The organism is Streptomyces sp. DT2A-34, from assembly GCF_030499515.1.
Taxonomy (GTDB): domain Bacteria; phylum Actinomycetota; class Actinomycetes; order Streptomycetales; family Streptomycetaceae; genus Streptomyces.
In genome coordinates this window covers 8,702,189-8,729,056 of record NZ_JASTWJ010000001.1, presented here as the reverse complement: position 1 = coordinate 8,729,056, position 26,868 = coordinate 8,702,189, and the positions used below count along the sequence as shown (strand labels likewise).

1 protein-coding gene (running past one end of the window) is annotated in these 26,868 nt (G+C 72.2%); it reads left to right on the top strand.

Annotation, left to right across the window (positions count from 1 at the left end; translation table 11 throughout):
* Positions 1-20: 20 nt before the first annotated feature.
* Positions 21-26,868, top strand: partial view of a hypothetical protein gene (locus tag QQM39_RS38855; protein ID WP_302002302.1) — the 5' portion only. 16,511 nt of this gene lie beyond the right edge of the window; 26,848 of the gene's 43,359 nt are visible here — the first part of the coding sequence; the start codon lies at positions 21-23; its stop codon lies off the right edge, out of view.

Sequence of the window (26,868 nt, the reverse complement as noted above, 5' to 3'; positions counted from 1 at the left end):
TGGGAGAGGCCTCGTAGCTCATGAGCATCCAGCTGCCACCGGAATTGGGATTCGTCGCCAAGATCGCCGTCGGGGACGAGTTCCCTAGGGGGAACGAGGACAAGCTCGCCGAACTCGGTGCGGTCTGGAACGCGGCGGCGCAGGAGATCAACCAGCTCCTGGGTGAGCTCAATCCGGCGACGGCCGCGACGTTCGAGAGCATGGCAGGGGCTCCGGCGGAGCAGTTCGGGCAGTTCGTCACCGCCCTGAGTTCGACGTTGCCCGTGATGGCGACGTCGGCCGCGCAACTCGGTGTGATGGCCGACAACATCGCGCTGGAGATCGAGTACGCGAAGTACATGATCATCCTGAATCTGGCGTGGATGGCCGCGGAAATCGCGTATCTGACGGCCACGTTGTTCGGGTCGGCGGCGATTCCGGCCGTGGTCACGGCGGGCCGGTTCGCGGTTCAGGCGATCCTGCGGGAGCTGTTCATCGCGGTGCTGTCGAACATCGTGATGCAGGTCGGCATGGATGTCGCGGTGCAGGTCATCCAGTTCCTGAAGGGCGACCGCACGCACTGGGACCTGAGCAAGACCAAGGGCGCGCTGGAGATGGGTGCGATCGGCGGGGCCCTCGGCGGCGGGCTGGGGCAGATCATGCGCCACCTGGCCCCGAAGTTCGCCGACTCCTTCGTCGGCAACGTCACCCACGGCGCTCTGACCGGTCTGACCACGACCGCGGTGACCAACATCTTCAGTCCCGGGCAGAACCTCGGGCTGGGCACGCTCTCCGAAGCCATCGGCGGGGCCCTCGAAGGTGGCGGCCGGCGCGGCGGGCACGGCGCGGGAGAGGGGGTGTCGCCGGAGCACATCAGTGTGCCCAAGATCGACATCCCGTCCATGCCCGACCTCCTGAAGGACGTGAATCCGGGCGCGGGCCAGGAGGGCGGCCCAACGGCCCCCACGTCCTCTACGACTCCGACGTCCTCCACAACCCCGACGACCGGTACCACTCCCGCGACACCCGCGACCGACACGACTCCCGCGACCTCCACGGGACCCGCGACACCCACAACCTCATCGACACCCACGACACCCGCGCGTTCGGGCCAGGTGCCCGAAGAGAACTCGGGACACGTGCCCGAGGAGAACTCGACCGGTCAGCGTCCCGGCGAGGAAGACCTCGATCTGCCGGACGCTCCGAAACCGTTCGACCCGTCGGAGCTGCCGGATCCGTCGCCCAGCACGCTCGTCACGGACCTTCCCTCCGCTCCGACCGGCACCCTGCCTCCCCTGCGACAGGAGGTGCAGACCCGCGTCACCGAGCTCAGCAGGATCGCGCGGTCGGCCGGGCTGCCCGAGTCGGAGTGGCGGCCGCGGGCCGACTCGGTGCGCGAGTCGGCCGGCTCGGGCGACTGGGCCGAGACGAGCCGGCGTCTGCAGGATTTCCGGACGACGGTCGAACACCAGATTCTCGACCAGCGGCTCGCGGACTTCCGCGCCCATGTGGAGAGCCAGGTCGAGAACGGTCTCTCCCCGCTGCGCGATCTGGGCGTCGACGAGGACGCATGGCGTTCCCAGGTGGACGCCGTGGAGCAGGCGCAGCAAACGGGCAACCCGGTCCTGGTAGACAGCCAGCTCAAGGAGTACACCGACTTCGTCGAGCGTCATCTTCCGGTCGAGGTGGTGTCGGAGAACGGCCCGCGCTCCTTCGACTCGAGAGTGGAGCAGTTGCGCCGGGAGCTGACCACGGTCAGCGACCCGACTGCGCGGGAGGCGCTGCAGAAGGACCTGGAGTGGCACCAGCAGGTCCAGCAGCGTATGGACCGCCTGACGCAGTCCGATCCCGAGGCCGGCATCATGCGGCGCCGGACGATCGCGCAGCAGGAGTCGGCCCGGTCGCCGGAGGAGTGGTCCCAGGCCCGTCAGACGCTGCAGGACTTCCAGAACCAGCGCGACATGCAGCGGCAGCTCGACGACGTGCGCCAGGGCACGGCCCAGGCAGAGGTGGAGCGGCGGCTGGACGCGCTGCGCGAACGGGCACTGCCGGATGCGCGCGGGCAGGAGTTGCTGCAGCGGCTGCAGGACGCGACCACGCCTCAGGAGACCGAGCAGGCGCTGCGCGATCTGGTCGCGCACAACCAACTGACGCAGCAGGAGCGGCAGTTGAACGAGCTGCGCGAAGGGCTGCTGCCCGCCGCCGATCCGCAGCGCGAGCAGCTCGTCCAGAACGTGGAGAACGCGCGGACGCCGGAGGAGGCGCGCCAGGCGCAGCAGGAGCTCAAGGAGTTCACGGATCGTCAGATCGAGGAGCAGCAGCAGTCGTTCACCGAGCGCCTGAACGCGCAGGAGGATGCCCGGACGCAGGCGGCGGACGAGGACCTGCTGCGGCGGCTCGACAGTCTGAACGCCGGTACGCCGCAGGATTCGCGCGAGGCGGAGCTGCGGCAGCAGCTCGATGCCGCGACGAGCCCGCAGCAGCGGGCCCAGGTCATCCACGAGCTGGGAGTGCACCAGCAGGGCGTGCTGCAGCAGCGCGTCGATGCCGCGGCGACGCCGCAGGAGCGCAGGCAGGCGCTCGACGCGCAGGCGAAGTTCAACGGCTGGACGCCGGTGGAGCGGCGGATGGCCGAGCTGCGCACGGTGCTGAACCCGGGCGGCGCGCCGGAGGCGGACGCCCACCGGGCGGACCTGCTGCGGCAGGTCGAGAACGCCCGGACGCCGGAGGAGGCGCGCCAGGCACAGCAGGAGCTCAAGCAGCACACCGACCGCCAGATCGAAGAGCAGACGCGGCACTTGGAGGAACGGCTGCGTCAGCAGGCCTCTGGCGGCGGCCAGGGGTCGGCTGCCGCGGCGGCCAACGCGGACCTCATGCGGCGGTTCGAGGAACTGCGCGGCGACGGGTCGCACCAGGACCCGCGCGAGGCCGAACTGATACGGCGGATGGAAGCGGCCGACAGCCCGCAGGAGGCACGGACCGCCGAACAGCAGCTGAAGGACCACCTCGCCGACCGGGAGCAGCAGCGCCAAGTCAGCGAGCAGCAGCGGCTGGAGCAGGTCCGCAGCCACCAGCAGGAAGTCACCCAGCTGCGCGACCAGCTCACCCAGCAGCGCCGGACCGGCGCGCCGGAGGAGTTCGTACAGCAGACGCAGCAGCGACTGGAGCAGGCGCGGCAGCGCCTGGCCACGGTGCGGACCCCCGACGAGAACACCGCCGCGCTGCGCCACGAACTCCAGCAGGAGATCGAACGGCCGGCGTCGGGCTCGGACCGTCCCGGTGCCGGGTCCGGCCGGGGCGGGGGAACGGAGTCCGGCGGTACGGGTTCCGACTCGGGCTCCGGGAGCCGGCTGGACCGACTGGTCCAGGAAGGCGTCTCCAGGCAGGCCGAGCAGGACCTCGCGCGCACGCAGGAGGAGCAGCAGTTCCTGCGCCAGGAGTCCGACGAGCAGGCCTCGTTCACCCTGGACGAACTCGACGACCTGCCCAGCGCCCCCAACACCAGGCCCGACACCCTGCCGAACGCTCCCACCGACGGCCCGGGCGCCCTGCCCGACGTGCCCACCAACAGGCCGGAAACCCAGCCGAGCGCCGACACCTCCCAGCCGGACGCCCTGCCAACCGCACCGGCCACCCGGCCGGAGACGTCGACCGCCACGCAACAGGAGCAGCAGTTCCTACGCCAGGAGCCGGACGAGCAGGCCTCGTTCACCCTGGACGAACTCGACGACCTGCCCAGCGCCCCCAACACCAGGCCCGACACCCTGCCGAACGCTCCCACCGACGGCCCGGGCGCCCTGCCCGACGTGCCCACCAACAGGCCGGAAACCCAGCCGAGCGCCGACACCTCCCAGCCGGACGCCCTGCCAACCGCACCGGCCACCCGGCCGGAGACGTCGACCGCCACGCAACAGGAGCAGCAGTTCCTACGCCAGGAGCCGGACGAGCAGGCCTCGTTCACCCTGGACGAACTCGACGACCTGCCCAGCGCCCCCAACACCAGGCCCGACACCCTGCCGAACGCTCCCACCGACGGCCCGGGCGCCCTGCCCGACGTGCCCACCAACAGGCCGGAAACCCAGCCGAGCGCCGACACCTCCCAGCCGGACGCCCTGCCAACCGCACCGGCCACCCGGCCGGAGACGTCGACCACCGCCGGCCGGCCCGATCCGCTGTCGGACCTGCCGGGCGCCGGTGCCAGGCCCGATGTCACGGTCCCGTCCGAGCAGCGCCCCGTCGGGGACGAGCCGCGCGTGCCGCTGCCCTACGAGGCGGCCGACCGGATCGCCTCCGAGATCGAGGGTCTGCCCAGTGCACCGGTGAGTCCCTTGGCGCGTCCGGGCGATGCGCCGACCGTCCAGCGGCAGCCGGAGATGTCCCGGCAGGCGCAGCCGCAGCGTACCGAGCCCTCCGCGCCTCGCCCCGGATCCGACGTGAACCAGCTCCAACGTTCCCGTCCCGCGGCCGAAACGGAGTTGCCCGCTGCGCCGGCATCCGGTCCGCGCGTCGACCGGGCCACCATGCCCTCGCGTGTCCCGCAGATCGCGGACCTCGAGCGGACCCTCGCGGAGATCGAGCACCAGGACTCCACCCCCGAGCCCGCCCAGGACACCTCGGCGACGCCGTCCGCGACGCGGCCCGGTCCGGAGACCGGTGATTCCCCGGACCGGCGGCAGGCCGACGGGGTGCGTCCCACGGCGCAGGCCGAGGCCCCCTCGACGACCGAGCTGCGGCAGAACGCCCCCGACGAACTGGACGTGCAGGACGTCCAGGACGTCCAGGACGTCCAGGACGGAACGACGGACCAGGACGTCCGCGACGTCGCGCCCGACGCATCGCTGCGCCACTTCGCCGAGCAGCGGTTCGGCAAGCTGGACGAGCCGACGGCCCGTCAGCTGTGGACGGAGGCCTCGCGCGTCACCGCGCAGCACAACCCCTTCCCGCCCGCCTTCGGCCGCCCCGGCGAGGGCATGCGGCAGCGTGATCCCCAGCAGTTCTGGTCCATCATGCGCGTGGCGCAGACCCTGCACGAGAACGAGGGAGCGCCGGACCGCGTCGCGCAGGCGGTCGAGGTCGCCCAGGGCCTGGCCGCAGAGCGCGGCATCGATGGTGTACGGGAGATGTTGCGGGGTGGTGCTTCCGCCCGCCCGACGGTGGATCTGACGCTCCCGGGAGACGGCCCCACCCGGCTCGACGAGGCCGGAACGCCCACGGAACAGCGGGTTGACGTCCTCGGCGCCCCTGTCGAGGCCCCGTCGTCCGGCGAAAGCTCGACCGCGGACGCGTCGGGTGCGGCCACCCTCGGCGGTCAGGCGCGCACGTCCGAGGGGCCGGCGGAGTTGCCTCTGCTCGGTGGCGGGGCATTGTCGGAGCAGGGGGCGCGGATCACGCGGGTCCCGGGTGACGCGGCCTCCGCGACCCCGGATCGGCTGGAGCTCGTGGGCCCCGACGGTCTGCGGCTCCCCTACCGCTCGGTGCAGGCCGGCGCGGACGGAAGCTTCATCGTGACCGGCACCGGCACCGGCACCGGCACCGGGGAGGAACTGCATTTCGCGGCGGACGGCGGGTTCAGGTACCGGGACTTGCCGCTACCGGGGATAGGCCATGTCGCGCGGTTCGACACCCCGTCCGGTGTGGTCGACGCGCCGCGGCTGATCGACAGGAACGGTTCTCCGGTGCCGGGAGCGGACATCCGGCGCACCGGTGACGGCGGCATGGCGGTGACCCTCCCGGTGCCGGGGCAGGAGGAGACGCGGCTCCGCTGGGAATTCGGCGAGGACGGAGCGCCTCGCGGCCAGTCGCTGATCGTGCCGGACCGGCTCGCCGCGGCCGTCGACCGCACGCTGGACCTCACGGATCTGCGTCCGGAGGGCGTCGTCTGGCGCGACTCCTACGAACCTTTGTGGCGGTACGACCTGCGGCCGCCCAAGGTCGTCTTCAAGCACGGCTTCGCGTCCAAGAGCACCGAGAACGCCGACATGGTGAAGTACGTCGTCGCGTGGGGCCCTTCGATGTTCGTCAGCACGTCGAAGGACAGCGACTACACCCACCCCGCGAAGTTCAGGTACGAGATCCACGCGCCGGGCGGCATCGACGTCAACGAGACGCTGAAGGACCACCGGTTCGACGATCTGCCCGAGGACTTCGGTGCCGATGTGGAAGGCACGAAGGCCGGGAACCCGCACACCGAAGAGCACGAGATCGCGTTCCCCGGTGGTATCCGCCCGCAGTTCATCAAGCAGGCGCAGCACATCAAGGACGCGCAGCACAAGCACATCAGGGGCAAGTGGGCCGCCAACCCCAGGTTCGACCCGACCTCCGTCAACACCGAGGTGACGAGGCCGGTGACCGTCCAGGAGGTCGAACAGATCCTGGAGCGGGGCAGGACCGCCATGGCCGCCGAGACGCCGGTGTCGGGGCCGGTGGAGGTGCCGGAGGAACTGCGGCGGTTCGCCCAGCAGCTGGCGGAGATGACGCTCCGGAAGTCTCACGACCTCTGGAACAACGCCGTCTTCGTCACCCGGAGGTCCAACCCGTTCGATCTGGTGGTCGACGAACCCCTGAACTCCGTGGCTGGGCACCGCCTGATCAGTCCGACGCTGCTCAAACGCGATCCCGAGCAGTACTGGCACACCATGCGGGTGGCGCAGGAGATCCACCTGCACGGCGGTCCCGGCCGGGGGGACTACGAAGGCTTGAAGCTGGCCGAGAGGCTGGCCAAGGGCCGGCGCGAGGGTGGTACGGCGGAGAGTCTCCTGGGCACAGGGGGCCTACGGACCTCGCAGGCGCCGTCCGGGGCATCGGCCGAACGGAGCGGGGTCGGTCACCCGTCGCAGCAGCCGGTGTTTCCGGCGGCGGATCCGGTGCGGCCCGAGCAGTGGCGGCACCGCCGGGCCGACGCGGTCGGCAGCGAGCTGCGGACCGAGCGCTTCGACCCCGAGCGGGGCCGGCCGGCCGGCGACGGCACACTGCCCGGCAGCAGCACCCTCATCCGGGCCTGGGTGCGCCGGATCCAGGCCGAGGACGGCCGCTGGGTGCGGAACCTGAGCCTGCATCTGCCGGTGCGGTTCGGCGACGGCTTCGACCAAGACATGCTCAGGGAGTTCGAGGCCCGCTGGCGGCAGGCGCTGGACGGCCACTTCAACACCGGCCTGCGGCTTCCCCGCTCCGGCGACCAGCTCCACATCGACCTCGACCTGAGCCATGTCCCGGACCACCCCGAGGCGATCGAGCTCAGTATGTCCCCCGAGCCCGGCCGCTCCGACCAGCTGCACCTGCGGATGCACAGCGAGGCTCCCGGGCTCGGCCCCGACGAACTGGTGCGGCAGCAGCAGCTCAACGACCTGCTGGGCCTGCACGAGTTCGGTCACTTCACCGGTCTGCCGGACACCTACTACGCGGCGGACTCGGTCTTCCGCAACAGCGCCGGGAAGTCCAGCGGCAGCGGCATCATGGCCGACGTCATCGAGGCACCCTCCCCGGGCGTTCCGGCGGAGTACCTGGCAGCCATCGAGAACGCCGCGGACTCCGGCCCGGTCGTCCGCGACCACCCGCTGACGGGGTCGACCGCCGCGAGGACGACGGCGCCGAGTGCCCGCCAGACCCCGGTGGACCCCGCGGAGCACCAGCGGTTCGGGCAATTCCGCGACGAACTGAAGAGCATGGTGGTCAGGCCCCACCCTGATCCCGAGCGACTGCGGCAGAGCATCGGCACGTTCCTGGACGGTGTCGCTCCGCAGCACCGGGCGGACTGGGTCCGGGAGACCCGGCGATTCATCGACACCCTGCCGGAGACGCAGTACGCCGACGAGTCGGTCAACGCGGCGCACCGGGCTCTGAACGCCTTCGACACCGACCGGCCCGCCATGGCCGTCCCCGGCACGGAGTACGTGAGCGCGAGCCGTGTCACGGGCACCAGGGGGGCCGGTGTCGTCCACCGCGACATCCCCGAAGTCGTCGTGGTCGAGGGCGAACCGTATGTGCCCATCTACACGGCTGTGTTCGGCGACTCACTGGGCGTCGACAAACCGCCGTTCAAGGACGTCGGTCTGGACGGGAACGGCATCGTCCAGATCCACACCGGCGCCCTCAAGGACACCGACAACGTGTTCTGGGTGAGCATCGGCCAGCCCCTGCGCCAGATCAAGTGGATCGACAAGTACAGGACCGACCCCGCGGCGACCGAGCCGATGATCCGGTCCTTCCTCGTGCCGCTGCGCACCGCCAACGAGATCTCGCGTGGCGCGGTCACCGAGCACCAGGCCGCGTCCTCCGCGTACCAGGACGGCGAGGTCCCGGACGACCTCAACGTCGACAAGCCGTACGCGTCCAACCAGTTCGGCATCAGGAACCCCCGCTCCCTCGAACTGCTCCGGCAGACCGCGCTGCCCAACTCGCTGCGCACGTACACCGACGGAGAGCCTCAGGGCCGTCCGGATTCCTGGGGCGATGTCCGGCCCCTCGGCGAACTCCGCGCCAGGCTCGGCGTCCCGAGCGAGGGCATGTCCGACTACCCCGTCTTCGTCGAGGGCAACAACTTCCTCGCTCCCGCCAGGTACAAGGAGATGGCGAGGACGCTCCGAGAAGTCGTCGCGGCCCACTACAACAACCCGAGCCTGCGCGAACGCGGGGACAGGCATCTGTCGAGGAAGCAGGTGGAGGCGTTCTTCGACCAGCACGCCCCCGAGCACCTCAAGGCGGGTGCCGCGGACCGTGCCGACAAGCGGCGGGCCATCGACGAGTTCGTCCGCGACTACGTCAGCCCCTCGGCCACCCAGGTGCGTATCGCGCAGACGATCCACGACGAGTATCAGACCCTCGCCGAAGGCAACCCGTCGGACCGGCCGGTGGCGTACCGCCTCACCGGGGCACAGCCCACCCTGCGGGGCCAGCGCAGGACCGCCGACCGGCAACTGGGCCAGTTCCACCGTGAGCTCATGGAGGAGCGGTTCGCGATCCGCTCCGGCTTCGACGCCCTCAACAAGGGGCTCCTCAGTGCCGCGTTGAAGGAGGACCCGCCGCGCGAGGTCCGCCTGGCTCTCACCGAACTGAGCGACAAGCGCAAGGAGATAGTCAACGACTACGAGTTCAAGATCGGCGACTTCACCACCATCCCGGCCAAGAACGAGGAGTACCGCGGCTTCGCCACCGCCGTACACGGCCGGATCACCGAGGCGCTGGGCGCGCGGCAGCAGGGTCCGCAGCTGGCACGTGTCCTCGAATTGCTCGACCGGATCCGGTCGGCCTCGACGCGGGAGACGGGCGCCCTCGATCCCGTCTCCAGCCGCTCGGACCTGCCAGACCGCCCCGTCGCGTCCGCACCGGTCGCGCAAGCCTCCGGGCCCGAGACCACCGGGACCGCCACACGTCAGGCGGTACCGGCCGTGGCGGCCCTCGGGCAGACCACCACGCACGGTGCCCTCTCGCGGCTGGATCCCGTCGCCGAGCACGAGGACATCGCGCTGCCCGGCACCGACCACGTCATCCGGGTCGACGCCGAGTCGGGGCAGCTGTTGTCCGTGGTGTCCGGCGGGACCGAGGCCGGCACCGACGTCCGGGTCGAGCCGACAGTGGACGGCGGGCTCATGGTGCACGTCGCGGGCCTGGCGGACGGCACGATGACGTGGCGTTACGACGCCGACCGGGTGCTCGTATCGACGGAACGGCCGCTGGTCGCGTACCGGGGCACCCCGCTCAGCGGACAGCGCGTGCAGTTCCGCTTGGCACCGGAGGGCGGTCTGCGCGAGGTCCGGCTCGTGCCGGAGAGCGCCGGGGGGCTGTTGCACGCCGACGTGCTGCGCGGCGAGGCGGCCACGCGGGTGCCCGGTGGATTCCAGGTGACCGATCCGCGTACCGGGGTGGAGTACTACTTCGACCGCGCGGCACGGCAGGTGCCGGCACCGAAGCCGGTCACCCGGCACGTCCTCTTCGACGGAGGATCGAGCCGGCTTTCCTCGGACGCCCGGCGGGCCGTCGACACACTCGCGGCGAGCACGGCCCAAGAGGGTGCGGCTGCCTTCGAGCTGGGACAGCGGCTGCCCGTCGTGTCCATCACCGGTCACGGCAACGGCACCGCGCTCGGACGGCCCCACTACGGCCGGGCCATCGAGCGAGGCAGCGAGCGCGCGGAGGCAGTGGCCCAGGCCTTCGCAGAGAGTCTGCGCAGTCACCTGCGGGAGGCAGGAGCGCCTCCCGCGCTGCACGCCGCCGACTTCCCCGTCGTCGTCACGTCACGCGGCCGCGAGTACCCGCTCGGCACGAGCCCCGCCGACGGCCCGGCCGCCCTCCGCCGCGCGGTCATCAGCATCAGCCACCCGAGCCCCACGCTGGCCGACCTCCTCGCGACCTCACCCCAGCGGGAGGCGGCACAGCCTGCCGGGGACGGGACGGCTCCCGAGGACACGCGCGCGCCGGACGAGGGGTCTGCCGCCGGGGACATGACGGTCCTTGAGGAGTCGCGCACGGCCGAGGGCGTACGCGACTCGGAGCAGCCTCCCGCCGTCGCAGAGGCGCCCGCCGCGGAGGGTGTCCATGCGGCGCTCGACGAGGCGCGGGCGTCCGAGAACGTGCGTGCCGCAAGCGACACGACGGTGTTGGAGGAGGCCTCCGCGCCGGTCGAGACCCGCGCGCCGAAGCGGGCTCGCATAGACGAGGCCGCCGCGTCGGACGAAGTCCGCGAGCCGAAGCGAGCCCGCACGACGGAAGAAGTCCCGGTACGCGCACCCGAGGAAGCCGAGGCGGTCGGTACGCCGGAGCAGGCGCCGACCGCCGAGGCGGTCCGCGCGCCCGAGGAGGCGTCCACCTCCGACGGCACCCGCGTACCCGAGCAGGCCGCCACTCCCGACGAGGCCCGCTCCCCCGCGCAGGTGGTCGCGTCCTCGTCGGTGGAGCGGCAGGCCGGCCGGACGGACGCGGAGGAGGAGAGCCCGGCCGTCGAGGTGCCGTGGTACGTGGAGCGAGGCGCGCTGGGCGAGGTGACCGTCCACGACGCCAAGACGTTCGACGAGGACGTGGCACGACAGTGGGCGGAGCGAGTCGCGTTCGAGGTGACGCGGCCGGGGGACGCGACCGAGCTGATCGAGGGCATCTACGACGCGGTCCGCGGGCTGCTGGTGGGCGCGCCCGAATCATCGTCGGCGACGCGGGTCCACGGCGAGGACGAGCACGCCGCTGTGCCCGCCGCCGTCTGGGACCGGGCGCTGCAGCGGGGCCTGATGGTGACGGCCGGCGACCACGTGGTGTGGGTGCGGCCGGTGCTGAAGGCGCTGGCGCCGGCTCCGGCTGACCCCCAGGCGGACGCGGCGGTGCGCGAGTACAAGGTGTCCTTCGCCGGGCTGTCGTCCACCACCAAGACCGCGACCGAACGGCCGCACGGCGCCGACGTCGTCCCGCTCACGGCCCTGTCACTCGCCCAGGGCGCCGGCTCACTGCTGCCGGTGATCCCGCTGGTCGGCGGCCAGTGGGGCCGCCAGCAGGCCACGGAACTCGAACGCAGTGTGGTGGCGGGCCGCAAGGTCTTCGTGCGGGACATGCTCCGGTTCCTGGCGGGCGGAGCGCACCTGCGTGTCTTCGTGGACGGCGAGCCGCGCCCCTACCTCTCCGGGGACGAGCAGCTGGTCGTACCGGCCCAGGTGACGGTGGACCTGCCCGCTGACTTCGCCCGGCCGGGCGGGCCTCGCCCCGAGGCCGTGGACGGACCCGACCCGCAGGGCACCGGGGTGGCGCGCCCGCACCACGCCCGCGAGGTGATCAACGCCGTCGACCTGGTGCCGGTGGCGGCCCAGCTGCAGCAGCGCCTGCGTTCCGCGGGACTGCCCGCTGAGGCGGTGCGGCAGATCGCGGAGACGGTGCTGTCCCGGCTCAACGAGAAGGCGGCCCGGAACCGGAGCAGGCACCTGCTCGGCAACGGCGTACTGACCAACCGTGTGGACGTCCGCGCGGGCCGAGGGCGGTTCCGCGGGCGCGTCGCCGTCAAGGCGACGATCCACGACCTGCAGTACGTGGGTGACACCCCGGAAATCGCCGTGCGCGAGGACTCCGGGGTCGGCATCACCGCCGCCCGTTCGCGGATGGACAAGGCGCGGCTGTCGCTCGGGGTGGCCAGCGGGGGCGGAACGAGCGGCACGGTCCGGTTCATGCCCTCCGCCGCGTTGTCGTACGACCGCGGCCGCAACGCCGGGCACGGCCTGGCCGAGGTGGCGATGAGCCACACCGTGCTGAACGCCACCAGCGAGCAGGCCCGGTACCGGGCGGGGCTGCGGGTCACGGTGGAGGTGCTGTCGGACACCCACCGCATCGCTCCCGTGGAGCACGTCGTCGACGCGGAGATCGGCGTCCCCGGCCGGGAGGCGGCCGACTTCGAGAAGCGGCTGCTGGGCGAGGACGCGTCGCCGCTGCGGCAGGCGGCACCCTCCCTGGAGGGCCCCGTCGACGCACAGCCGAACGTGGCGCGGTTGCTGACGCTGGCCGCGGACCATGGGGTGGGGCTGCCGGAATCCGCCTACCAGAGGCCGGTGAGGCTGGACGCCCCGCTGTCGGAACCGCATCCGCGCGAGCCGCTCGCGCTGGCGTCCCGGCTCGGTCAGGGCTTCGGCATGGGCATCGCCCTGCCCGGCGCCGAGCTCGTACTCCCCCAGATCCGCACCGTGCTGGCCACGCTGCACCGGCAGGTGTCGGGCGGCCGGACGCCCGACTGGTCGACGGCCGAGGACGACCTGATCGCGTGGTTCAACCGCCCGGCTCTCGAGGGCGACCTGCCGCGGCTGCTGGCGGGTGTGACGCACGGGATCACCCTGAACGGGCGGACGTACACCGTGTCGGTCGGCGCGCGCCTGCTGGAGCGGGTCGGCGGCCGGACCGACGTGGACGCCTACCCGATGATCGTCAACGCGCGGGCGCTGGAGAGCGCCTCGGCGACCGGCAACCGGGCGACCTCCTGGGGCGTCGACTTCCGGCTCGGTGCTCGGCTGAGCGTGCAACTCAAGAAGATCCTGCGCCTGCAACTGGGCAACGTCGGCTTCTCGGCCGGCGGCGGACGCAGCGGCACCAGCCAGTTCGCGGGCGCCGCCAAATCGTACCGGCGCACGGAGACGGTCGGCTCCGTCGACGAGCATGTCTACAACCTGGTCTACGAGCTGTCGGTGCGCACCTTTGGCCACTCGCCGCAGCGGTGGTGGATCGACCGGGCCGACGACGTGGTGGCCCGGATCGTCGTGCCGCACCAGCACGTCCCCGCGCGGCCGCTCAGCGTCGAAGACGCTCGCGCGGCCGGCCAGGTGAGCCCGCTGGCCGCGTTGCCGGAGACGGCGACCGACTTCCGCCACGGCGGCGTCGCCGGCGTCTTCCCGGCCTTCCTCACCCCCCGCGACCTGCCGCTCACCGCGGCACGGTTGTTCCAGGAGGCCGACGGGCTGCCCGAGAGCTGGCTGGAGGACTGGGGGAACTGGCCCGCCGAGCTGCACCGGACCTTCTCGTCCACGGACCTGGCGGCCCGCTTCGCGGACCTGGTCGGACCGAGCGGCGTGCTGGTCGACCTGCCCACCACCGACGGCGGCAGGCACCACATGCTGCGCGTCCGGATGGTGGTCACCGAGCCGAGGCACCTCACCGCCCACGCCGCGAAGGGCGAGGAGGTGGAGATCGAGCAGTACTCGCAGGGGCAGGCGCAGTACGAGAGCGGTCGCGCGAAGGAGCGCTCGGTCGGCGTGACCGCCGGTGCCGGTCTGCGGTTCGAGGCCGGTGACGAAAAGGTGAGGTTCGGGCACGCCAAGGTCACCACCCAGGGCAAGGCGGGCTGGGAGTGGGGCCGCAGCAACGAGGAGACCACGAGCGCGGGCCCGGTGGGCATCACCCGTGCCACGTACGGCGGCACCACCCACACCTACCGCGCGGACCCGGTGTACGAACTCACCGTCTTCCGGTGGAAGAGCGCCGGCGTGCTCGACCGTCTGACCGGCGCCGGCCGCAGCATGACCAGCAGGACACAGGTCGTCCGGGTCGTGGACGGACTGGAGTTGCTCGTACCCGAGCGGCGGATCCCGGATCTGGGCCTGGCCCCGCCGCCGGACGCGGTGGTGACGCCGCACGAACCGACGGGCTACGTGGATCACGCGCTGCTGCCAGGGGTGAGCCACGCCGAAGTGCTGCACGCCGACGGTGTGCTGGAGCTGATGAAGGGGTGGCTCGGCGAGCAGGGCCTGCTGAAGGACCGCGGGGACGGATACCGGCCGAACCTGCTGATGCGCGAACTGGAGAGGTCCTTCTCCTCCGAGGCACTGCTCAGCCAGTACGCGGTCCTGACGGGCGGCGGCGTGTCGCGGTGGCTCGCCGTGCCCTCCGTCTTCGGCACCCGCTACCTGTGGGTGGGGGTCACCGCGCAGGCGGGACGGCCGCAGGAGCAGCTCGACCGGCCCGACGTACGGCTGACGCTGCGCAACCAGACGGTGCGGGCGACCGGCGAGTCCCGGGCGACGTCCTTCGGATGGCAGGCCGCCCTGGTGGGGCGCGCCCTGTTCGGCGAGGAGACCCATGTTGGCCCGGAGATCGAGGCCGGCTACCACAGGGCGACCGAGGTCGGCCACGAGAAGTCCGAGAAGGAGATGGAGATCTACCGGGCGCAGACCCGCGAGGGCTCCGTCGAGTTCGGCCACGAGCTGACGTTCCAGGTCCGGATGGGTCTCGCCCACGAGCTGCCCGACGTGCTCCGCGCTCCGCTCGGCGCGGTACGCCGCACCGCGCTGACGGTGGCCGGCTGGACCGGGCACCACCAGGACGCTTCTGCGTGGTGGCAGGCCCACGAGACGTTCGTCAAGAGCTTCCCCGAGGCAGAGAACACCGATTCCGGCACCGTACGCGGCGATGTCCGCCTCCTGGTCCCGCGTCACCTGGTCACCCCCGGCGAGCCGCCGCCCGCTCCGGCCCGCGCCTACGGCACCGACCCGGTGTGGGAGCCTGCCGACGGCCGGCCGCAGCCCTCCGCTAGTGCGACGCCCGCGCCCTTGCTGGAGCGGCTGGCGCAGGACGGTCACCCGTGGGCGCTGCCCGCGCACGCGGCGGTGCACAAGTGGGCGGCACTGGCCGCGGCCCCCTCGCGGGTGCAGCGCGAGAACCTGGAGGCAGTCGCCCCGGAGACCTGGAACATCCCCGGGCCGCAGATCGCGGCAGGCGTGTCGTACGCCCACCACACCGGCGAGAACATGCTGCGGGCCAGCTTCGAGAAGCTGTTGAAGCACCAGTACGTGGTGCCGGTCGGCCGGCGCGACGTCACCGTCGGCATCGACGTGCTGGGCGTCACGCGTGTCGGCCCGGCCGACCCCGCCACCTTCAAGGCCCGTCACTACTCCCAGGTCCACGAGTCGGAGAAGGACCCTGTCAAGCAGTCCTCCGGATGGTTCGCCGGGGCCGGCCTGGAGAGCGGTCGGGACCCTGAGCGGGGCCCCCGGTTCATCAACCGCGCCCCGTACAGCTACGGGTGGGACCGCAGCCAGGAGACCTCGGGCGAGGCCGAGGACGTCGACGAGACCAACCGGGAGCGGGCGAAGCAGGCGTACCTCTACTACAAGGCCACGCTCGGCCTCGTCCTGACCGGCCGCCACGGACAGCTCCGGGTCACCGTCCCGGACGGCCTGTACTTCATGCTCCCGTCCGACGCGGACCTGGCCGAGTGGCTGGAGCGGACCGAGCCGCCCGCGCTCGTCCCGGTCGAAGAGGAGCCGGCGTCCGAACAGCTGGAGACCGGCGGGGACGAGCCGCACCTGCCCGCGCAGGCGCCCACCGTCGGGGTGGCCGTGCCGGGCGGGGCCACGCGGGCGCCGCAGGAGTTGGTGCGGCCGGTGGCGGATCCGGTGCTGCCGGAGCAGTGGCAGCACCGGCGGGCCGAGGCGCCGGACGCGCGGCTGGAGACCGAGCGGTTCGATCCGTTGCGCGGAGCGCCGCTCGCGGGCGGCTGGCTGCCCGGGAACAAGACCAGGATCCGCGCGGTCGTCCGGCGGATCCAGGCCGACGACAGCCGCTGGGTGCGCGATGTGACCCTGCACCTGCCGGTGCGCTTCGGCGAGGGCTTCACGGCGCAGCGGCTGCCGGAGTTCGAGCGCCGCTGGCGCGCTGCGCTGGACCGCTACTTCAACACCGGCCTGCTACTGCCGCGATCGGGCGACCAGTTGCACGTCGGTCTGCGGCTGGCTCCCGTCACCGACAACCGGGAGGCCGTCGAACTGAGCATGGCGGACGTCCCCGGGCGGTCGGACCAGCTCAACTTCCGCCTGCGGTCCGAGGACCCGGCGCTCGAACCGGCGGAACTGCGGGCGCGGCAGCTCCGCAACGACCTGCTGGGCCTGCACGAGCTCGCGCACTTCGCCGGCCTGCCGGACACCTCCTTCGCCCCGGAGTCGGTCTTCCGCGACACCCCCGCGAAGTCCACCGACACCGGCATCATGGCCAGCATCGCCACGGCCCCGGGCACGGGTGTGCCCCGGCGCTACCTGGAGATCATCGAGGGCGTCATCGACTCCGGTCCCGTCGTGCGGGACCACCCCCTGCCTGCGTTCGACCCGGTGGACCGGCGTGAGGTGTTCGAGGCGGTCCTCGCCGAGGCGCTGGCCGCGGTCGACGGGGTCCGGCCGGGTGACGGTCCCGATCTGTCGGGCGTCCAGGAACTCATGGACCGGATCGAGGAGGACTTCGGGAAGCACTTCCCGCAGGACGACTTCGACGTGCGCCCGGTGGGGCGGATCGAAGAGGTCGCACCCGGGATCGTCCAGGCGCTGGAGCGTGCGGGCTGGTCCCGGAACCTGATCCAGCCGAACGTCGTGGACGCGATGGCACGGGGCCGCAAGCGCCTGAAGCTGGAGGCTCAGCGCGCCCTGAACAAGTACCGTCAGCTGCCCTTGGCGGAGCGGCTTCCGATGGTCACCGAAGCAGATCCGGGGCCGTCCGCACGTACGATGACGATCGGTGCGTACGCCGTCGTCCCCACTCCACGCGAGGCGCTCGGCGGGGGCGTCCACCAGGTCACCCACCTCCCCACGGGACTGCGCTGGGGCTTCGGCGACAACGGGGAGCAGACCTACCACGAGGTGTTCCTCGGCAGTGTCGCCCACGACATTCCCGCCGAACTGGAGGGAATCAAGGTCACGTTCACCGGCGGCACCGTCGGTTTCACCGACGCTGCCCAGGTCGCCGACCGTTTCACCCTGACCACGGAGATTCCCGAGGGCGTGGAGGCCGCCTTCGGCATCGCCGACGGGAACGGGACGACGTGGTACTTCACGGCGGAGGGTGTCCACAACGGGCGCACGGTGCGGCTCTCCGACGGGACCGGATCTCTGCACTTCGAGGTGGGGCTGCCCGGGACCACCGAGCCCGGCTTCCTCGATGCCGCGGGCCGGCGCGACGACACCGTGCGTGCCGTACCGCTCGGGTCCGGGCGGATCGCCGTGCGGCGCGACGCGTCGGACCGCCGGCCGCTGGAGCACCGGGTCTACCAGGCACACGGCGCCCTTCAGGAGACGACCGTCGCGATTCGCCGGCGGGCCGGCGTCCCGACCGGCGAGCACTGGTGGATCGACCACACGACCAACACGGCGTCCCGCGTCGGCGCGACCGGTACCCGGGTGACCGGGCCGCACGGCTTCGCGACGGTCGGTACGTCTCCCACCGGCGCGCTGCGCCTGACCAGCCCCGATCAGCCGGATGTCGTCCTCTTCGAACAGGAGCCGCTGGCCGGTGGTCACGTCCTGCACGTCGACCGGGACGACGCCGGAAAGCTTCGCTGGACCGAGTTCGATCCGGCCGGGAACCGGGTCGCGCACGGCAGGCGCACCCAGAACGCCGGGACGCGGACGTTCCACGACACGCGCGCCAGTCGCCTGCCGCGGATGAATCTCCTCGACGTACGGACCTACCGTCCGACGGCCGACGGCGGTGTGGTCCGTGCCCAGCGAGGAGCCGACGGCACCTGGACCTGGACCCGCTTCGACGCGGACGGCGTCGAGCGGCTCTCCGGTACGCGGCGCTGGAACTGGACCCGTTCCGGCTACAAGGACGTCCACATCGATCCGGAGACGGGCCGGGAGGTCATCGCCGGGCGCAGCGGTGACGCGTGGCCGTTCGTCACGGGGACCGAGGAGCGGGTCGGACAGCCGGAGACGGCGGTGGACCTTGGGCTCACCGCGCAGCAGCCGGAGACCGCCGGGAGCCTCGAACTCACCGCGCAGCAGCCCGCGAACGTGCCGGTCGTCGCCGCACCGGCCGCCACGAGCAGGCCGCGTGGTGCGTTCCGCCCGATGCTGGACGCGATCCCCGAGATCTCCGAGGACGCGACCGTCGAGGGGATCCGGCTCTCCGGCGTCGACCAGGTGGCCGAACTCGCCGGTGCCGGCATCCAGTTGAGGGATTCGCTGCGCCCAGTCCTGGTGGACCGTGAGGGCGCTCCGCTGCCCGGCGTCGTCGTGACGCCGCGCGCGGACGGCGGTTTCACGCTCGCGGGGCTCCCGGCCGGCACGCTGCACGTCTCGGCGGCCGGGCAGTTCCAGTTCCGTACAGTGCGGTTGCCGGGCACGGACCGGCTGCTGTGGTTCTCCTCACCGGCCGGCGTGGACGGCGGGGCCCGCCTGGCCGATCCCGACGGCACACCGCTGGCGGACGTGCCCGGCGTGGGGACCGCCGCCGGTGCCGACGGCGGCCTCACGGTGCGGATGCCCGCGGCCGACGGGCCCGACGGGGCGGTGCTGGCGTGGCACCTCAACGCCAACGCCGAGGTGCGCGCGCTGGAGGTCCCGCTGCGGGGGGACGGGATCGGCGGGCTGTCCGGGCTCCGCGTACGCACCGACCTCCTGCGGGCCACGGACGGAGCCGTCGCGCAGCGCACGCTGCACGGCCCCCTTGGTGCCCTCTTCGACATCTGGCTGGAGCAGCCCACTCCCTCGTCGGAGGAGCGGCTGGACGCCGGCTTCACCGTGACGGACGCGGGCAACGACCGCATCCACCACTTCGACACGCTCGGCGTGTCGCACTCCTCGGACGCACCGGCTGTCGACCCGCAGGTCGCGCAACCGGCCGACGAAGGGGCGACGTTCGACGAGGATGCCGAGTCCGACGACGAGGTGCTGTCGGAGGAGGAGTCGGATGTCGTCTCCGAGTTGATGTCGTTCCCGAAGGCCTCGCCCGCCGGGTCGACTCAGGCCATCGCCTCCCCGTCCCGCCCGGCCCTCGTGGAGGAAACGCACGAAGAAGCCGAGTCCGACGACGAGGAGCTGTCCGACGAGGAATCGGACTTCGTCCCGGAACTGACCACGTTCCCCAAGACCTCCCCCACCGGATCAACCAAGGCCAACCCCTCCCCGTCCTTCACGTCTCTCCCGACCCTGACGGAGGAATCAGACGAAGCGACCGAGTCCGAAGAGGAGTCGGATGCCATCTCGGAGCTGACGTCGTTCTCCAAGTCGCCGTCTGCCCTCTCGGTGCAGAGCCCCGTCGGGACGCAGTCACACTCGGGGACTTCGGAGACCGTCGCTTCTCCGGTCGGCGACCTCGGGACGCCGATGCCGGCGACGGCCGTTCAGGCGGCCGGTGGGCAGCGGTCGATGCGGGCGCTCTACCAGGACGCGCAGTACTTCCCGAAGGCAGCGGCGTTCGAGTCGCGGCTGGGGTCGTTCGCCGCCGAGCACCCCAGGGCGCGGGCGGCGGCGCGCCAGGCCGTGGCCCGGCTGCACGAGGTACTGCTCGACGGACACCCCGATGTCGCTCCCGAGGAGATCGCGCGGATCTTCACGGCGGACGCCGCCACGACTGGTCTGCGGGACCTGCTGGAGCAGGGCACCGTCGGCGAGTTGATGACGGCCTTCACCCGTGCCGCCTTCGCCACCGACTCGCCGTTGACGCTGCGTTCGATGCTGCGGGACATCACCGACTCCAGCGGCTGGACGCGGGCGGAGGACCTGCGCCTGGACGCCGGGGCCCTGCGGGAGCAGACGTCGTTCCTGCGGGAGCGGCCGGGCGGACTGCGCTCCCGTGTGCAGGAGCTGATGGGCCGGACGGATCCGGCGAGGGCCGCGGCGTCCGCGAGGGACTTCTTCCTCGGGGAGCAGGGCCCGGAGCTGCGTCCGGGCCTGGTCACCGGCGAACCGGGGACCGCGATCGACCCGCGCTCCCCGCTCTACCGCGAGATGCACGACAAGCGGGGCATGCCGCTGGTCGGGGGCGTGTCCGGGACGGCGGCGAGGCTCGGCAACGCCTTCCGGCTGCTAAACGTGCCCGGCGCGGACGCCGAGGGCCTGGCGCTGGCGCTCGTGGGCTGGATGCTGCCGGGGCAGGAGCACTCGCTGTACGAGGTTCTGGCGGGCCTGCAGAAGGCGGATGCCGGGCCGTCGACGGCCGGCCGGCCGCTGGACGACGCCGCGCAGATGTACCGGTCGATCCCGGGCGTGCGGCTCGGCGAGCTGCGCGAGCGGGTGGGTGAGGGCGGCATGCTGCCGCACGAGGCGGCCTACTGGGCCAGGGTCTCCACCCGGCCCGCGGACGGCGGCTTCAACTCCCCCGGTGAGGACCTGCGAGCGGCACAGACGCGTCGCAGGGAGTTCCAGGAGCTCGCCGAGCGTCCGCAGGGCAGCCGCGCCTCGCTGCTCCCGTCGGAGGCCGAACGCTGGGTCCGGGACAACGGCATGTCGGCGCCGGAGGTGCTGGAGCGGCTGAGCCCGGCGCACTTCGCCGCCCTCGTCGCCTACACCGTCGCGGCGTTCCCGCTGATGAACGTGCTGCTCACGCACGGCTCGGGGGGCACACGCATGGCGCTGCGCGTCCAGGTCAAGGCGATCCTCGACAAGGCGTTCCGCGCGCCCTCCTGGAGCGTGCCGCCCACCCTGGAGTCGTACAGGGAAGTCGGCGACCTGTTCCGCGCTCATCGCCCGGACATGACGCCCTGGGAGACGGCCTCCCTCAAGGCGCGGATCTACGCCGCCGCCGACCGAGCGCTGCCCGCCATCGAGAACGAGATGGCAGCCCACTCCGCGATGATGCTGGAAGCACTCGCGCAGCTGCCGCCCGCAACCGGCGAGGCATACCGCGGCACGCGTTCCACGGGCACCCTCGACTCGGGCATCGGCCGGTTCGTCCCGGGCGGTTTCGGCGGTTCCCAGCTCTCCTTCAGCGCGTTCGCCAGCTTCAGCCGGAACGAAGCACTGGCACAGGACTTCCTGCGCCGTCCGGCTCGCCTGCCCCTGACCCACCCCGTGCTGGTCCGAGCCGAGCTCAGCGGGAACTGGGCCCGGGACATCTCAGCCTTCTCGGCGACCCCGTACGAGCAGGAGCTGCTCCTCCTGCCCGGGGCCCGGCTGAACGTCACCTCCCGGCGGGTCTCGGGCCACGACGGCCTGCGGTACGAGGAGATCAACGCCGTCGAGAAGCAGCCGGACCTCTCTTCGGCCACCCTCGCCAACCCGGCCGTGCCCGAGGACCGGGCCACCGAGCTGCGCCACGCCCTTCAGTCACTCAACGGCGCCGGCCCGATCTCGACCCACGGCGACCTGGAGCCCCTGGCCACGCGGATCGGCGCGTCCAGCGGCTTGCAGGTGTGGCGTCTGGCCGGTCTGGCCGCCCAGGTGTTCGGAGGCCTGGCGCAGCTGACCGTGGAGAGCCTGACAAGCGTGCGCCGCGCGGCGGACGTGACCCGCCGCACCCTGAGGCTCGGCGCGGACCAGCCGGTGACCGGCGAGCACCTGGACGCCTTGGTGCGCCGTCTGCGGGGCGCCACCGCCGAGGCCCTGGTCACGCCGGAGGAGCGAAAGCGGCTGCTCGACCTGATCGGCCGGCTCAAGACTCCCGGCCGGCCCGTCACGTACGCGCGGCTCGCGGACGCGTGGCAGGCCCCCGCCGCGGGGGAGCAGCGGACCGATGCCGCCGCCCCCGAGGACGACGAGCTGAGCGGCGAGCACGGCTCCGCGGACGTGGCCAACCAGGCCCACGCCGGCGTACCGGAGGTTGCGGAGGAGGCCGCGAACGACGCGAACGGCACAGGCAATACGGATGACACGGGCGCGAGCGAGATCCAGCCGGCCTCGGCCGCAGTACAGGAGCAGGCGCCTGGCGGGGATCCGCTCGACCCCGGGCTGTCGGAGGCCCGTACGGCACCGGTGTCGCGGGCCGAGCCGGACCTGCTGGAAACGTTCGCGCCCGGCCGCAACCGCGCCCTGCGGGCGCTGTACACGGATCCGTCGTACTTCGCGAGAGCGGAGAGGTTCGAGACTCGGCTCGGCGCGTACGCGTTCAACCACCCGCGGGCGCTGGAGACGGCGCGGGAGAGCGTCGGGCGCCTGTACGAGGTGCTGACGAAGGCGCATCCGGACCTCGGGCAGGACGAGATCGCCTCGGTCTTCTTCAGCGACGACGTGACCTCGGCGGGTCAGGTCGGTGAGCACGCGCCGTCGTCCGGTCTGCAGGAGATGCTGGAGCGGGGCAGCGTCCGGGAGTTGATGACGGCGTTCTTCAACGCCACGTTCTTCAAGGACTCGCCCCACACGTTGAAGTCGCTGCTGCTGAGAATCGCCGACCGCCGTGACTGGGCAGAGGCGGAGCGGCTGGGCCTGGACGTGCGGGCACTGCGGGAGCAGGCGTCGTTCCTTCGGGGCGGGCTGCGGTCTCGGATGCACACGCTGTTGAGCCGGGTCGCGCCGGGCAAGCAGACGGCGTTCGACAAGGACTTCTTCGCGATCGCCAACGTGGCCGCGCAGTCGGCGTCGTGGAAGCGGGAGCTGCCCAAGTACTGGGGAGCGTCACGGCGCATGCGTCCGTGGCGGGAGCGGCTGGCGGGAGAGATCGCCAGAACTCCGCGCGAGTGGGCGCAGTCAGGCATCGCGCTGAGCGAGCGCGAGGCGGCCTTCCTGGCGGCGAACCCGTTCGCGCTCGGGGTGATGGGTTTCCGCACCGAACAGGTCCCGCTGGAGCGGGTGCGTTTCGACGACCAGGGCGTTCCGCTGCTGGAGGAGCTGCGCGCGGCTCCCGGCGTGCTCGGCATCGAGGTGCACCACAGCGCTCCCGAGGGCACCGCGGGCCGGACGGTAACCGGCATCACCAGGATCATCGCGGAGCCCGCGATGGTCGAGAACCCGCGCGCGGGCGATCTGGCCCCGGGCGTGGAGGGCCCGGAGCTGCCGCTGCCCCTGGTCTCGGGCAAGGCATTCTGGGCGATGCTTCCCGGTTCGTCGCTGTTCCGCGGAGCGCACGACAAGCAGGGCATGCCTCTGGTCGCCGGCATCTCGGGCACGGCCGCGAAGCTCGGCAACGCCTTCAAGCTGCTGAACGCGCCGGGCGGGGACGCGGAGGGCCTCGCGCTGTCCCTGCTGGGATGGATGCTGCCGGTCCAGGACCACTCGCTGTACGAGATCCTCTCCGGTCTGCAGACCGCGGACGTGGTGCCGTCGCTGGCCGGGCACCCGCTGGACGACGCCGCGGGAATGTACCGGTCAGTCCCGGGCCTGCGACTCGCGGATCTGCGGGAGCACGCCGGTGAGGACGGCATGCTCCCCCACGAGGCCGTGTACTGGGCCAGGCTGAAGTCCCCGGCCGGGGACAGCGGCTACCGCGAGCCCGGCAGCCAGGGACTGTCCGGGGCCGAGCGGCGGCGGGCGGTCTTCCAGCGGCTCGCCACCCAGGCGCAGCCGGAGGGGCCCGTCGAGATCCTGGCCGAGGAGTGGCTGCGGGAGAACGGCATGACGGCCCCGCAGGTGCTGGAGCGGCTCAGCCTGGGCCACTTCGCCGCCCTCCGGTCCTACACCGGCCCGGCCTTCCCCCTGTTCAACGTGCTGCTCACGTTCGAGTCGGGCGGCACCCGCACGGCGCTGCGCACCCAGCTCAAGCGGCTCATCGACAGGTTTGTCGACCACGGAGGCCTGCAGGACCTTCCGGCCGTGCTGCGGGACGCCCCGGCCGTGGCCGAGGTACTCGGCACCGGGCGCCCGTTGATGTCGCGGATCGAGCGGGCTCGGCTCAAGGAACGGCTCCACGCCGCCGTGGAGACGTTGCTGCCCTCGATCGAGGCGGAGATGGCGGTCCACTCCGCGATGCTGCGGGAGGCTCTCGCGCAGTTGCCGCCCGCCTTCGGCGAGGTGTGGCGCGGCACGCGCTCCGTGGGGGATCTCGCCTCGGGGATCGGGCGGTTGGTCTCGCCCACCTTCGGCGGCTCGGAGCTCGGCTTCGGCACGTTCTCCAGCTTCAGCCGGAAGCAGGCCGAGGCGCACGGTTTCATGAGCCGCCAGGATCCGCTGCCGATGACCCACCGGGTGCTGATCCGTGCCGAGCTCAACGGGAACTGGGGCCGGGACATCTCGATCTTCTCGGATAAGGAGCACGAGCGGGAGGTGCTGCTGCTCCCGGGGGCCCGGATGAAGACCGTCTCCCGCCGGGTCGCCGACAGCATCATCGGCCCCTACGAAGTGATCGAGGCCACGGAGAAATTGCCGGAGTTCCCGGCCCTCGGCCTGGCTCAGACCCCGGCCGCGGCACAGGTCCGGGCCGCCGAGCTGAGGAACTCCCTGCAACGGCTCTCCGGCTCCGGCCCGGTACTGAAGCGGAGCGATCTGAGGCCGCTCGCGACGCGGGTCGGTGCGGACAACAGCCTGCACCTGTGGCGGCTGGCCGGTCTGGCCGCCGAGGTGTACGGCGGTACCGATCACCTGACCGTCGAGCGCCTGACGACCGTACGCCGCACCGCGGACCTCGCGAGGAGCGCGCTGCGGCTCGGCTCCGGTCGGCCCGTCACGGTCGAGCACCTGAACGCCCTGGCTCGTCGCCTGGACGGTGCCGCGGAGGACGCCCCGGTCGCGCCGGGTGCGGGGCTGCGGCTGCTCGACCTGGTGACCGCACTGAAGAGGCCGGGCCGGCGGATCACCTACAGCCAGCTCGCGGCCGCGTGGCAGTCGAGCGGCGAGGCGGAAAACCGGGCAGCCGACCAGGCCGACCAGTATGCGGACGAGCCGGCCGACAGCGACAGCGCGTCGGCGGCCGAGGCTCCCGACACCGCGCCCGAAGTGGAGCCGGACGGGGAGCCGGACGCGGCTCAGTCCTGGGACAACGAGTCCCAGGCGGGGCTGACCGACGTCGGGTCCTGGCACACCGAGGACGAGGTGGTGTCGCAGGGCGAGTCGGAGGAATACGGTCCGGGTCCGGACGGCGAAATGGTGCCGGACGACGAGCTCCTGCCGGACGTCGATTTCCAGCCGGACGTGGACGCCGGGTTCAACGAGGACGGGACGGACACGCTGCCGGCCGTCCTGGGCTCGACGGCCGTCGGCGGCTCCCTGCGGACGCTGTACGCGGATCCGGAGTACTTCCGGAAGGCTCAGGAGTTCGAAGCACGGCTGGGGACGCTCGCGTCCGGTCATCCGCGGGCTCTGGCCTCGGCGCGGCAGAGCGTGCACCGCCTGCTCGACGTGCTCACGCGGGCCCATGCGGACCGCGGCCGGGAGGAGATCACCAAGGTCTTCTTCACGGACGACCCGCAGGTGCCTGAGCTCGGGGAACTGCTGGAGCAGGGCAGCGTGCCGGAGTTGATGGCGGCGTTCTCCCACGCGGCGGTGTTCAACGACTCGCCGCTGGCACTGAAGTCGCTGCTGCGCGGGCTCGCCGACACCGCCGACTGGTCCGGGGCGGAGCGGCTGGGTCTGCACGTGCGGGCGCTGCGCGACCAAGGACCGGAGTTGCCGCAGAGCGCGCTCTCGGGTCTGGGGCATGCGCTGGAGCCGGGCTCCGCGCGGTTCCGGGAGCTGCACGACGATCGAGGCATGCCGCTGGGCGCGGGTGTCTCCGTGACGGCGGCGAGGATCGGGAACGCGTTCAGGCTGCTCAACGTGGCGGACGCGGACGGTCTGGCGCTGGCTCTGGTCGGCTGGCTGCTGACGACGCGGGACAACTCGCTGTACGAGGTGCTCGCCGGTCTGCGCACGGCGGACGTGCTGCCGTCGTCGGCCCAGAACCCGTTGGAGGACGCGGCGCGGATGTACCGGTCGGTCCCCGGGGTGCGTCTCGCCGAACTGCGGCAGCAGGCGGGCGAGAACGGCATGCTGCCCCACGAGGCCGCCTACTGGGCCAGGATCACCGTCCCGGTCGAGCAGGGCGGGTTCGGTGAACCGGGCGAGGAGACACTGCAGCTGGCCGGTCGGCGCCGGAGGGCCTTCGAGCTCCTGGTGAACCGGGGGCTCGGCAGTGACCCGGCCGACGATTCCGCGGCCGGGCGCTGGTTGCGGGAGAACAGCATGACGGCGCGACAGCTGCTGGAGCGGCTGAGCCCTGCTCACTTCGCCGTCCTGATGGCCTACACCGGCCATACGCACCCGCTCATCAACGTGCTGCTGAACTTCAGCTCCGGCGGCACCCGCACGGCGCTGCGCATCCAGGTCAGGCGGCTCGTCGCGCGGCACCTCGCCCCCGACGGGGGGCTGCTGCCGCCCGTGCTGGGTTCCCACCCGACCGTGCGGGCCCTGCAGCCCACCGGCTCCAGGTGGGACCTGACGCCCGAGGAGTGGACGCAGTACGGGAAGCGGCTCTACGCGGCCGTGGACACGCTGCTGCCCGCCATCGAGAGGGAGATGGCGGTCCACACCGCGATGCTGATGGACGCGCTGTCGCTGCTGCCGCCCGCGGTCGGCGAGGTGTGGCGCGGTACGCGTTCGGTGGGCGACCTCACCTCGGGAATCGGGCGGTTCGTCTCGCCCGGCTTCGGCGGCTCGGAGCTCTCCTTCAAGGCGTTCTCCAGCTTCAGCAAGGAGCAGGTGATGGCGCGGGGGTTCATGAACCGCCAGGCGCAGCTGCCCCTGACCCACCGTGTCCTGGTCGCCGCGAAGCTCACCGGTCAGTGGGGCCGCGACATCTCGGCCTTCTCGAAGCTGGAGAGCGAGCGGGAGG